The 11853-nt window shown below is 65.1% G+C and carries 13 protein-coding genes; 8 read left to right on the top strand and 5 right to left on the bottom strand.

Annotation, left to right across the window (positions count from 1 at the left end; genetic code table 11):
* Positions 1-96 precede the first annotated feature (96 nt).
* The 7 genes from ACSR1C_RS01435 (at position 97) to ACSR1C_RS01465 (ending at position 5140) form a co-directional block, all read left to right on the top strand.
* Positions 97-384, top strand: a complete 288-nt coding sequence (locus ACSR1C_RS01435; RefSeq protein ID WP_460257537.1) for an HU family DNA-binding protein — start codon at positions 97-99, stop codon at positions 382-384.
* A gap of 75 nt (positions 385-459) precedes the next feature.
* Positions 460-1326, top strand: coding sequence for a DMT family transporter (locus ACSR1C_RS01440; RefSeq protein WP_460257538.1), 867 nt, complete (start codon positions 460-462; stop codon positions 1324-1326).
* Positions 1327-1401: 75 nt separating this feature from the next.
* The gene (gene fghA / locus ACSR1C_RS01445) at positions 1402-2232 is read left to right on the top strand and encodes an S-formylglutathione hydrolase (protein ID WP_460257539.1); all 831 of its coding nucleotides are present in this window, start codon (positions 1402-1404) and stop codon (positions 2230-2232) included.
* On the top strand, positions 2229-2690 hold the full coding sequence (locus ACSR1C_RS01450) for a YaiI/YqxD family protein (protein WP_460257540.1): 462 nt from the start codon (positions 2229-2231) through the stop codon (positions 2688-2690). Before fghA ends, ACSR1C_RS01450 begins: the two co-directional genes overlap by 4 nt.
* Positions 2687-3316 (top strand): HAD family hydrolase, encoded by a 630-nt coding sequence (locus tag ACSR1C_RS01455; RefSeq protein ID WP_460257541.1) that lies wholly within the window; start codon positions 2687-2689, stop codon positions 3314-3316. Before ACSR1C_RS01450 ends, ACSR1C_RS01455 begins: the two co-directional genes overlap by 4 nt.
* Entirely contained in the window at positions 3306-4226 is a 921-nt protein-coding gene (locus ACSR1C_RS01460) for an ornithine cyclodeaminase family protein (protein WP_460257542.1), read from the top strand. The genes ACSR1C_RS01455 and ACSR1C_RS01460 overlap by 11 nt, the downstream gene beginning before the upstream one ends.
* Entirely contained in the window at positions 4223-5140 is a 918-nt protein-coding gene (locus tag ACSR1C_RS01465) for an alpha/beta fold hydrolase (RefSeq protein ID WP_462563421.1), read from the top strand. Before ACSR1C_RS01460 ends, ACSR1C_RS01465 begins: the two co-directional genes overlap by 4 nt.
* A 3-nt stretch (positions 5141-5143) precedes the next feature.
* On the opposite strand, the gene ACSR1C_RS01470 is transcribed toward ACSR1C_RS01465, so the two are convergent.
* Entirely contained in the window at positions 5144-6385 is a 1242-nt protein-coding gene (locus tag ACSR1C_RS01470) for an MFS transporter (RefSeq protein WP_460257544.1), read from the bottom strand.
* Positions 6386-6500: 115 nt separating this feature from the next.
* Between ACSR1C_RS01470 and zapE the strand changes: the two genes are divergently transcribed.
* Positions 6501-7577, top strand: a complete 1077-nt coding sequence (gene zapE, locus ACSR1C_RS01475; protein ID WP_460257545.1) for a cell division protein ZapE — start codon at positions 6501-6503, stop codon at positions 7575-7577.
* Between the two features lie 60 nt (positions 7578-7637).
* Here the strand turns inward: zapE and ACSR1C_RS01480 are convergent, their stop codons facing one another.
* The 4 genes from ACSR1C_RS01480 to ACSR1C_RS01495 all read right to left on the bottom strand — a co-directional run bounded on the left by ACSR1C_RS01480 (position 7638) and on the right by ACSR1C_RS01495 (position 11758).
* Complete coding sequence (locus ACSR1C_RS01480; RefSeq protein ID WP_460257546.1) at positions 7638-8912, bottom strand: bifunctional folylpolyglutamate synthase/dihydrofolate synthase; 1275 nt, start codon at positions 8910-8912, stop codon at positions 7638-7640.
* Positions 8909-9856: an acetyl-CoA carboxylase, carboxyltransferase subunit beta gene (gene accD / locus ACSR1C_RS01485; protein WP_460257547.1), complete on the bottom strand. Its 948-nt coding sequence runs from the start codon at positions 9854-9856 to the stop codon at positions 8909-8911. Before accD ends, ACSR1C_RS01480 begins: the two co-directional genes overlap by 4 nt.
* A 66-nt stretch (positions 9857-9922) precedes the next feature.
* Positions 9923-10804: a lysostaphin resistance A-like protein gene (locus ACSR1C_RS01490; protein ID WP_460257548.1), complete on the bottom strand. Its 882-nt coding sequence runs from the start codon at positions 10802-10804 to the stop codon at positions 9923-9925.
* Between the two features lie 66 nt (positions 10805-10870).
* Complete coding sequence (locus tag ACSR1C_RS01495) at positions 10871-11758, bottom strand: lysostaphin resistance A-like protein (protein ID WP_460257549.1); 888 nt, start codon at positions 11756-11758, stop codon at positions 10871-10873.
* Between the last annotated feature and the right edge of the window lie 95 nt (positions 11759-11853).

Genomic DNA, 11853 nt, shown 5'->3' on the forward strand with positions numbered 1-11853 from the left:
GGTTTCATCCACTAATCGTTGTGCCGCCCCCCCATATGCCGTTAAATTGCCCGGATCAGCCCCCAAAGAAAGGGGGTAGGAACGAGGAGACCATACATGGCAAAACCGATGACGAAGACGCAGTTGGTTGCCGCTCTGGCAGAGGAAATGGGCGCGGACAAGAAAACCGCCTCGACCGCGCTGGACGCAGTGATCGGCGTGATCACCAAAGAAGTGTCCGGCGGCGGTGCCGTGACCCTGCCCGGCGTGGGCAAGATCTATTGCCGCGAGCGCCCCGAGCGCATGGTGCGCAACCCTGCCACCGGCGAGCAGATCAAGAAAGAGGCCGACAAGGTGGTGAAGATGACCATCGCCAAGGCGCTGAAGGACAGCGTGAACGGCTGAACAGCCGGGCTTGTCCCGCTGATCGAATGCTTTAGGGTCGCCTTTCGGCGGCCCTAATCGTTTTTGCGAGGTGTGATGGATTTTCGTGCGCTTGGCATGGGGCTGGCCTTTGCCTTCATGTGGTCCTCGGCCTTTACGTCGGCGCGGATGATCGTGGCCGATGCGCCGCCGCTGACCGCGCTGGCGCTGCGGTTTCTGATCTCTGGTTTGCTGGGCGTGGCGATCGCCCGCGCCATGGGGCAAAGCTGGCGGCTGACCCGACCGCAGATCCGGGCGACGGTGATTTTCGGGGTGTGCCAGAACGCGCTGTATCTGGGGCTGAACTTCGTTGCCATGCAGACGGTCGAGGCGTCATTGGCGGCGGTCATCGCCTCGATCATGCCGCTGCTGGTGGCCGCGCTGGGCTGGATCATCTTCGGCGACAGGATGCGCCCGCTGGGTGTGGCGGGGCTGGTCACCGGGTTCGTGGGCGTGGCGATCATCATGGCCAGCCGGATCGGTGGCGGGGTCGATATGTACGGCCTGACGCTATGCCTGTTGGGGATGCTGGCGCTGACGCTGGCGACGTTGTCGGTGCGCGGCGCGTCCTCGGGCGGGAATGTTCTGATGATCGTCGGCTTGCAGATGCTGGTGGGCAGCGCCGTGCTGGCCGCGCCGGCGGTCGTGCTGGAAAGCTGGCAGGTGAGTTGGAGCTGGCGGCTGATCGGCGCCTTTGCCTATACCACGCTGGTGCCGGGGCTGGCCGCGACCTTTACCTGGTTCCTGCTGGTGCGGCGGATCGGCGCGGCGCGCGCGGCGACTTTTCATTTCCTCAACCCGTTTCTGGGCGTGGCGACCGCCGCCGTGCTGTTGGGCGAACGCATGGGCCCGATGGATATCGTCGGGGTGGTCGTCATCATGACCGGTATCCTGGCGGTGCAGCTGTCGAAACAGGCGCGCTAGGTTTTCGCGCGGCCAGCCTTGCCCGACCGCCCGCCGCGCGCTACGCCAAGGGCAGCAACACGAAAGGGGCTGACCATGGAACCACTTTCCGAGAATCGCTGTTTTGGCGGGGTGCAGGGGGTCTATCGCCACGGCTCTGACGCCTGTGGCTGCGACATGACCTTCGGCCTGTTCCTGCCCGAAGAGGCCGAACAGGGCGCGGTGCCGGTGCTGTGGTATCTGTCGGGCCTGACCTGTACCCACGAAAATGCGATGGCCAAGGCCGGGGCGCAGGGCTGGGCGGCGGAACACGGCATCGCGCTGGTGTTTCCCGACACTTCGCCGCGCGGCGTCGGTGTGGCCGATGACGACGCTTATGATCTGGGGCAGGGCGCGGGGTTCTATGTGAACGCGACTGAAACGCCCTGGGCGCCGCATTTCCGGATGTGGGATTACATCGCCGAAGAGCTGCCGCGCGTCTTGTTCAACACTTTCGCGCTGGATGAAGAGCGTCAGGCGATCACCGGCCATTCCATGGGCGGGCACGGCGCGCTGACCCTGGCGATGACCTATCCGGGGCGGTTCGCCAGCGTGTCGGCCTTTGCGCCCATCGCCAACCCCACCCAATCGGACTGGGGCCGCAAACAGTTTTCGGCCTATCTGGGCGCGGATCAGGCTGTCTGGGCCCGCCATGACGCCACGCTGCTGATGCGCGCGGACGGGTTCGGCGGGCCGATGCTGATCGACCAGGGCGGCAGCGACCAGTTTCTGGATCTGCTGAAGCCCGAAGCGCTGGCCGCCGCCATCGCCGAGACACGTCAGCCGGCCACGTTCCGGATGCACAAAGGCTATGACCACAGCTATTTCTTCGTGTCTTCGTTCATGGAGGATCACGTGGCCTTCCACGCCGAGGCGCTGTACGCGTGACCCGGGTGTTCGTGGATGCCGATGCCTGCCCCGTCAAGGCCGAGGTCGAGCGCGTCGCCGACCGCCACAAGGTGCCGGTGTTCATGGTCGCCAACGGGGGGCTGCGCCCGTCGGCCCATCCGCTGGTTGAAATGGTCTATGTCCCCGAAGGCCCCGATGTGGCCGATATGTGGATCGCCGACCGGGCCGGGCCGGGCGATGTGGTCATCACCGGCGACATCCCGCTGGCCGCCAAATGCGTCGCGGCCGGCGCGCAGGTGCTGCGCCACAACGGCGAGGGTTTCACCCCCGCCAATATCGGCAATCTGCTGGCCACCCGCGATCTGATGGCCGATCTGCGCGCCGCCGATCCGTTTCGCCAAGGCAGCGGGCGGGCCTTTTCCAGGGCCGACCGCTCTCGTTTTCTGGACGCGCTGGAACGCGCGCTGGCCGCCGCCCGAAAGGAAAGCCGCACATGACCCCAGAGGCCGTGATCTTCGACATCGGCAACGTGCTGATCGAATGGCAGCCGGAACGCTATTACGACCGCGTCGTGGGCGAAGTCCGCCGCCGCGCCATGTTCGCCGCCGTCGATCTGCACGGCATGAACGACCGGGTCGACCGGGGCGAGGATTTCACCGATGTGATCTATGAAACCGCCGAGGCATACCCCGAATTCCGCACCGAGATTCGCATGTGGCGCGACGACTGGATTGAACTGGCGCAGCCGGTGATCCCGCATTCGGTGCATCTGATGCGGACGCTTCAGGCCAAGGGCGTGCCGGTGTTCGCGCTGACCAATTTCGGGATCGCCAGTTTCGAATATGCGGTACCGTTCTATCCGTTCCTGCGCGATTTCGATCGGCACTACATCTCGGGCCACATGGGCGTGATCAAGCCCGACCCGGTGATTTATGAAATGGTCGAGGCCGATTGCGGCGTCGCGCCTGACCGGCTGATCTTTACCGATGATCGGGCCGATAATATCGCCGCCGCCGACGCGCGCGGCTGGCGGACGCATCTGTTCACCGGGCCGCAAGGCTGGGCCGACCGTCTGGTGGCCGAAGGATTGCTGAGCACCGAAGAGGCCGCCCATGGGGTTTGAAATCATCCCCTTCGCGGCGTGCGAGCCACTGCTGGACTGGGCCGCGCTGACCGATGCGCTGGCGGCGGGTCATTCCCTGCCCCAGGCGAAGGTCGATGATACCTTTCTTTACCGCGGCCCAGATACGCTGCTGTCGCGGTCGGCCTGGATCGACGGGATGGGGCTGGCGGTCAAAAGCGCCACGGTGTTTCCCGGCAATCCCACCCATGACAAGCCGATGGTCAATGGCGCGGTCAGCCTGTTTTCCGACACGGACGGGATGCTGGAGGCGATCGTCGATTTCCATCTGGTGACCAAGTGGAAAACTGCGGGCGACAGCCTGCTGGCGGCGAAACGGCTGGCCCGGCCCGACAGTGGCGTGATCCTGATCGTCGGCGCGGGCACGGTGGGTCATTCGCTGTATCAGGCCTATTCCAGCGCCTTTCCGGACGCGCGGTTCCTGATCTGGAACCGCAGCGCGGCGGGGGCCGCACGGATGGCGGCGGCCTTTCCGAATGTCACTGTGGCCCCCGATCTGGAAGCTGCCGTGCGGCAGGCCGATATCGTGACCTCGGCCACCATGTCGTCGGCGCCGCTGATCAGGGGCGACTGGCTGCGCCCCGGTCAGCATATCGACCTGATCGGCGCCTATCGCCCCGACATGCGCGAGGCCGACGATACCGCCCTGACCCGTGCGCGGATATTCGTCGACAGCCGCGCCACCACCCTGGACCATATCGGCGAGCTGAAGATCCCGCTGGCCGACGGGGTGATCGGGCGCGAGGCCATCGTGGCCGATTACTATGATCTGCCCTCGGGGACCTTTGCCCGCCAAAGCGAGGACGAGATCACGCTGTTCAAGAACGGCGGCGGGGCGCATCTGGATTTGATGACCAGCCGGTATATTCTGGCGGCATGGCAGGCGCGATGATCTGGCTGGCGGCGCTTCTTTTGCTGTTCGCGCTGGGCTGGGTTCTGCCCGAGCGCTGGCGCTGGCCGATGAATCGCGCCGCGCGGGCGGACGCGCCGGGCCGCTTTGCCGATCTGACCGACGGGCAGACCCATTACCGCTGGGACGGGCCGGTGAACGGGCGGGTCGCGGTTTGCGTGCACGGGCTGACCTCTGGGTCTTATGTCTGGGACGGCGTCGTGAAGATTCTGACGCTGATGGGGTTCCGGGTGCTGCGCTATGATCTTTATGGCCGGGGCTATTCCGACCGGCCCGGCGGTGCGCAGAACCGGGCGTTCTTTTTGCGTCAACTGGATGATCTGCTGGCGCATCAGAACCTGGCGGGGGTCGAGATGATGCTGGGCTATTCCATGGGCGCCAGTATCGCCGTGGCCTGGGCCGCCGCCGCGCCAGAGCGGGTGCAGCGGCTGGTGCTGCTGGCCCCGGCCGGGCTGGGCCAGATGCAGGGCCGCTTGATGCGGTTCATGACGCGGGTGCCGGTATTGGGCGACTGGGTGATGCGCGTGTTCGGCGGTGTGATCCTGCGGCGCGGGATCCGCCGGGCGCAGGCCCCGTCGGCGGTGGAAGGGATCGCGCAGATGCAGGCGGAGGAAACATATCACCGAGGCTATCTTGCGGCCGTTCTGTCCAGCCAGCGCCATATGCTGGCCGAGGATCTGGAACCCGAGCATCGCCGGATCGCCCGGTCAGGCCAGCCGCTGCTGGCGATCTGGGGCGATGCCGATGCGGTTATCCCGCTGTCGGCGCTGGGCCGGCTGTCACAGATCAACCGGCAGGCGCGGCAGGTGACGGTTGCCGGCGCGGGCCATGGGCTGCCCTATACCCACGTCAGGGAAATTCATGCTGCGCTGCAGGGCTTTTTGCGCGAGATGTGAGTGTCAGGCCGGTGCGACCGCCAGCCGCCGTTCCTTTACCGGCAGATGCACGATGGCCGAAAACGCCCCCACGCCGACGCCGATCCACCACACCAGCGTGTAATTGCCGTAAAGGTCATACAGCCGCCCGCCCAGCCACACGCCCATGAAGCTGCCGATCTGATGGCTCAGGAACACGATGCCGTACAGCGTGCCCATATAGCGCAGCCCATAGATATGCGCGACCAGCCCCGAGGTCAGCGGCACCGTGGCCAGCCACAAGGACCCCATCGCGGCGGAAAAGATCAGCACCGACGCGGGCGTGATCGGCAACAGAATGAAGGCGCCCGCCACCACCGTCCGGGCCAGATAGATTCCCGCCAGCAGGTATTTCTTGGAATGCCGCTTGCCCAGCCAGCCTGCGGTGACCGTGCCGACGATATTGGCCAGCCCGATCAGCGAGATCGAGACCGCCCCCAGCGCCGAGGTGGAGGAGACCCCGATCGCGGCCAGCGTGCCCGACGGATCGATCGCGCCGCACATTTCGGTGACAAAAGCGGGGAAATGCGCGGTGATGAAGCCAAGCTGATAGCCGCACGAAAAGAACCCCAGAAAGATCAGGGTAAAGGACGGGTCGCGAAACGCGCGCATCAGGATGTCACCCATGCTTTCTTGCAGCTCGACCCGGCTGACGGGCTGGGGCGAACGCATCATCGGCAGCACCAGCAGCACCGACAGGATTGCGGCGGCGAAAATCCCGAACACCTGCTGCCAGCCCATCATGCCCAGCAACCATTCGGCCGTGGGCGCGCCGAACACCTGGCCCGCCGATCCGGCGGCAGTGGCGATGCCCAGCGAGAGGGAGCGGTTCTCGTCGCTCGACGCGCGCCCGACCACCGCCAGAATTACGCCAAATCCGGTGCCCGCGATGCCGAACCCCACCAGAATTTCCAGTAGCTGATGCTGGCCCGGCGTGATCGCATAGGACGACAGGACCAGCCCGGCGGCATAGGTCAGCGCGCCCAGTATGATCGCCCTGCGGTCGCCGAACTTTTCGGCCAGCGCGCCGAAGATCGGCTGGCCGATGCCCCAGGCCAGGTTCTGGATGGCGATGGCAAAGGAAAACTCGGCCCGCAGCCAGCCGAATTCCTGTGCGATCGGGATCTGGAACACGCCAAAGCTGGCCCGGATCGCGAAGCTGACCATGATGACAAGGCAGCCGGCGATCAGAACGGGGGTGAAAAGCGGTGCGCGCGTCGTTTCCATTGGGGCCTCCCTGAGCTGCGCCAGCCTGTGTCAGCGTGCCGCACCCGTCAATCGAAATTCCGGCATGGCATGCATCATCTTTTCTTATGCGTCGCGGCGCTTTATGGGGGACGCCATGTACGAGACGCTGCGCGAAAAATACGACCGGCTGGTAAGCGCGGGAACGCTGCATGGCGATCCCGGCCAGATTGCGGTGCTGGACCCGCTGGAACAGATCCGCCGCGCGCTGGAAGCGGCCGCGCCGGAAAAGCGCGGCTTCCTGCTGCGCCGCAAAAAGCCCGTGCCGGTGCGCGGCCTCTATGTCTGGGGCGGGGTCGGGCGCGGCAAGTCGATGCTGATGGATCTGTTCTATGCCAGTGTGGCCATCCCCGAAAAACGCCGGGTGCATTTCCACGCCTTCCTGCAGGAGGTGCACGCCGATCTGTACAAGGTGCGTCAGACCGGGGCGCAGGACCCGTTGAAACATGTGGCCGAGGAGATCGCGACCGATCTGAAGCTGCTGTGTTTTGATGAGATGCAGATCAACGACATCACCGATGCGATGATCGTGGGGCGGCTGTTCGATCTGCTGTTCGCGCAGGGGGTGACGGTTGTGACCACCTCGAACCGGGTGCCGGATGATCTGTACAAGGACGGGTTGCAGCGCGAGTTGTTCGTGCCCTTCATTGTACTGATCAAGGAACGGCTGGGGGTGCATCATCTGGCGTCGCCCAACGATTATCGGCAGAATCGGCTGTCGGGGGCCGAGGTCTATTTCACCCCCGCCGATGCCGCCGCGCGCGAAGCGATGGAAGAGATCTGGCGCGATTTCACCGGCGGACCGGGGGCGGCGCTGGTGCTGACGGTGCAGGGCCGCCCGGTCGATCTGCCCCGGTTTCACAACGGGGTCGGTCGGGCCACGTTCTGGGATTTGTGCGCCAAGCCGCTGGGCCCCGCCGATTATCTGGCGATCGCGGATGCGGTGCGGGTACTGATCCTGGAGGATATCCCCTGCCTGGGTCGGTCGAATTTCAATGAGGCCAAGCGCTTCGTGACGCTGATCGACGCGCTGTACGAGGCGAAGGTGCGGCTGATCTGTTCGGCCGCGGCAGAGCCCGAATACCTGTATGTCGAAGGCAGCGGCGCGTTCGAGTTCGAGCGCACCGCCAGCCGGTTGCGCGAAATGCAGGATGTGGACTGGGGACAGGAGTAGGAAGAATTTTCACGAAAATTCTTCGGTCTGAAAAATCTTCGTGAAGATTTTTCTTATTCCTCAGCCGTTTTCGCGCAGCACGTCACCGGCCAGATACAGCGACCCGCAGATCAGGATCCGCACGGTCGGGTCTTGCGCGGTGATGTCCGCAACCGCATCGTGAACGGTGTTCGCCACCTGCGCTGGCAGGTTCACCGACAGCGCCGCGCGCATCGTGTCTTCGGCGGGCAGGGTTGCCTGTGCACCGGGAATCGACACCGCATGCAGGCTTTGGGCAACATCCGCCAGCGGGCGCAGATAGCCGGTCACATCCTTGGTGTTCAGCATTCCACAGATCAGATGCAGGGGGCGCACGGGCAGGCGCGACAGCGCCTCGACCAGTGCTTCGCCCGCCGCCGGGTTATGGCCACCGTCCAGCCACAGTTCGGCCCCGCCCGCGGCCTGCGCCAGCGGACCCTTGCGCAGCCGTTGCAGGCGGGCGGGCCAGTTGGCCTGGGTGACGGCCGCCTCGCAGGCCGGTTCGCCATATCCCAGCGCGCGCAGGGCGGTCAGCGCGGCGCCGGCATTTGTCACCTGATGCGCGCCGATCAGCCGGGGCAGGGGCAAATCCAGAAGCCCGGATTCGTCTTGATAGACCAGCCGGCCATGCTCTTCCCACACATGCCAGTGCTGACCATGCGCCAGAAGCGGCGCACCGATGCGGGCGGCGCGATCTTCGATCACCTCCATCGCGGCGTCCTGTTGCGGGCCGATGATGCAGGGCACGCCGCGTTTCAGGATCCCGGCCTTTTCGCCGGCGATCTCTTTCAGCGTTTCGCCCAGATATTGCTGATGGTCGATCGACACCGGCGTGATGATCGTCAGCGCCGGTTTGTCGACCACATTGGTGGCGTCCAGCCGCCCGCCAAGGCCGACCTCAAGCAGGGTGTAATCTGCGGGGGTGCGGGCGAAGGCCAACAGGGCGGCGACGGTGGTGATCTCGAAATAGGTGATACCCGCGCCGCCATTGGCGCGTTCGCAGTCGTCCAGATACGCGGCCAGTGCGTCCTCGGAAATCAGATCGCCGGCCAGGCGGATGCGTTCGTGAAACCGCACCAGATGCGGCGAGGTATAGGCATGCACGCGCTTGCCTGCGGCCTCTAGCCCGGCGCGGATCATCGCCTGGGTCGAGCCCTTGCCATTGGTCCCGGCGATATGGATCACCGGCGGCAGGGCGCGTTCGGGCTGGTCCAGCGCGGCCAGAAGCCGCCAGACCCGATCCAGCGTCAGGTCGATGATTTTCGGGTGAAGGGACATCATCCGTTCAAGGATGACATCGCTGGCAGGCTGACTCACGCCTTGGTCTCTCCCTCGGGCGTGGCGGGTTCTGCGGCGGGGGCCGTCAGCGCCGGGGCGGACGCGGGCGGGGGCAGGGTGCCGCGCACGGCGGGCGGCTGGCGCAGCAACATCCGCAGCAGAGTGATCAGCTCTTCGCGCAGCTCGGTGCGTTTGGTCACCCGGTCCAGCATCCCGTGATCCAGCAGATATTCGGCACGCTGAAACCCTTCGGGCAGCTTTTCGCGGATCGTCTGTTCGATCACGCGGGGGCCTGCAAAACAGATCAGGGCGGCCGGTTCGGCGATCTGCACATCGCCCAGCATCGCATAAGAGGCCGTGACCCCGCCGGTGGTCGGGTGGGTCAGCACGACGATATAGGGCAGGCCCGCCTCTTTCAGCATCTCGACCGCGACGGTGGTGCGCGGCATCTGCATCAGCGACAGGATTCCTTCCTGCATCCGGGCGCCCCCGGCGGCGGAAAACAGCACCAGCGGCCGACCCAGCGCCACGGCGCGTTCGGCGGCGGCGATGATGGCGTTCCCAACATACATGCCCATCGACCCGCCCATGAAGCGAAAATCCTGCGCGGCGGCCACGATCGGGGTCAGGCCGATCTCGCCCTCGGCAACCAGCATCGCCTCGGCCTCGCCGGTGCCTTTCTGGGCCGCCTTCATGCGGTCGGGGTATTTCTTCTGATCGCGGAAATGCAGCGGATCGGTGATCGGCGCCGGCACCTCGACCTCGGTATAGATACCGCCGTCGAACAGCGCGTCGAACCGCGCGCGGGGTGCGATCGGCATGTGATGGCCGCAATTGGTACAGACGTTCTGATTATCGCTCAGTTCGCGGTGGAACAGCATGGTTCCGCACTCGTCGCATTTCGTCCACAGATTTTCCGGCACTTCGCGACGCGAGAAGAGCGAGTTGATCTTGGGGCGGACGTAGTTCGAAATCCAGTTCATATGGCCGGGCCTATCGCTGCGATGTTGTGCCCGAAATAAGCCGGGGCGCTTTGAATTGCAATCTGACTATCGGCAAATGACGACGCGCAGAAGGCGCCAGACAACAAAAAGAAGGATCATGTCCAGCCCCAGCCCAAGCGGCACCGAGGTGGCATCCGCCACGCCGTAGGGGGTGATGAACAGCGACAGGCCGGTGATCGTGCCCTTGACCGAGACCACCAGCATCGCAAAGACGTTGTTCATGAAATGCAGCCCGATGGCCGCGCCCAGGCTGCCGGTCTGTTCGGTCAGATCGGCGGCGATCAGCGCGAAACCCAGCGTGACGGACAGAATCAGCCAGATATTGGCCCCGGCCTCGGGGTTCCAGTGCAGCGCGGTGAAGATCAGGGCGGGCAGCCCCATCCAGATCCAGCGGGCGGCGAACCGCGCGGCAAGCTGCTGTTGCAGATAGCCGCGAAACAGCAGTTCCTCGGCGCTGGTCTGCAGCAGGATCAGTGGCAGCGCCAGCGGCAGAAACCGCAGCCAGCGATCCAGTGCCAGATTGGGCAGGTTCGGGGACAACCACCAGCCAAGGGCCAGCGACAGCGCATAGATCGGCACCAGAACCGCCACGGTCAGGCCAAAACCGCGCAGGGTTTCGCCCGCCGGGCCGAACAGGCTGCCCGGTCCGCGCCCGTGGCAGGCGGCCGCGGCGACGACCGGGCCCAGAAACATCCCGGCAAAGCTGAACAGCACGAACAGCACCGGCCACGGCTCGGCCGGTTGGCGCAGTTTCGTCAGGAAACCGAAATACTCCAGCGGCCCGGTGATCGGATACAGCGCCACCAGCATGATGGCGAAGAACCCGGTATAGCAAAACACGATCAGCAACAGGCCCAGCCCCAGCCGCCACAGGTCGGGATACAGGCGGGCGGGGTGGATATAGGCCGCGAATTCAGGCGCGCGCATGGGGGATCCTTCTGCCGGTCGGCGGGGTTGCGGGCAGGCTAGCGCGGTGCGACACCGCCTGCAATCTCAGACCCGAAGGGCCACCCGCGCGGTCAGCCAACTGACGAAAAGCATCGCCAGATCGATTGCGAAATAGGGCTGAATCTGCGGCGAATCCATCCCGAACGGATAGGTGTAAAGCGACAGGCCCGACACCGGCCCCGGCAGGGAAACGAACAGAATCGCCCCGACATTGTTGATGAAGTGCAGCGCGACAGCCGCGCCCAGCGTGCCGGTGCGTGCGGTCAGATCGGACGCGGCCAGCGCGAACAGCCCGGCCCAGATCGCGGTATAGGCGGCATTCTGTCCGGCCTGATCGATGCTGTAATGACCCCAGGCAAAGATCAGCGCTGGCACCCCCATCCAGATCACGGGCGAGGCAAAGCGCGCGGCGAACTGTTGTTGCAGATAGCCGCGAAACAGCACTTCTTCGGCCCCGGTCTGGACCAGCAGCACGCTCAGCGACAGCGGCAAAACCAGCAGCCACTGGTTGAAGGCCAGGTTGCGGTGCAAATCGGCGTTGCCGCCGGGCAGCAACAGCCACATCGCGACATAAAGCACCGCCAGCGCCCGCGCGCAGCGCAGAAAATGGTGCAGCGCCAGGTGCGGCGGGCCGATCAGGGTCACCACGGGCCGCTTGTGAAGCTGGGTTACGACCAGAACCACCCCCACCAGAAGAAACCCGTAAGACCCCAGCATCAGCAGCGTGTCGGTGGTGGTCAGGGTGCTGAAAAAGATGCCGGTATAGGCGGATTCGGCCCGATCCTCGCCCACCAGAAGCACCGCCAGCGCGTATAGCGCGAAGATCAGACCGGTCTGTGCGGAACTGGCCAGCAGATATCCTGCGACGGTGCGCCAAATCTCGCACCGGGCGCGGGCGGGGGCGACAAGACGTTCGTAAGGGGCATAGCGCATCGGGGTCCGTCCTTCGGCCCGGAGCCTAGACCGGCCCAGGCGCGGCATCAATGAAGCTTGTGAAAGCCGGGCGTGGGGGATATTCCCCTTGGCCA

This window comes from Actibacterium sp. D185-2 (assembly GCF_054954595.1).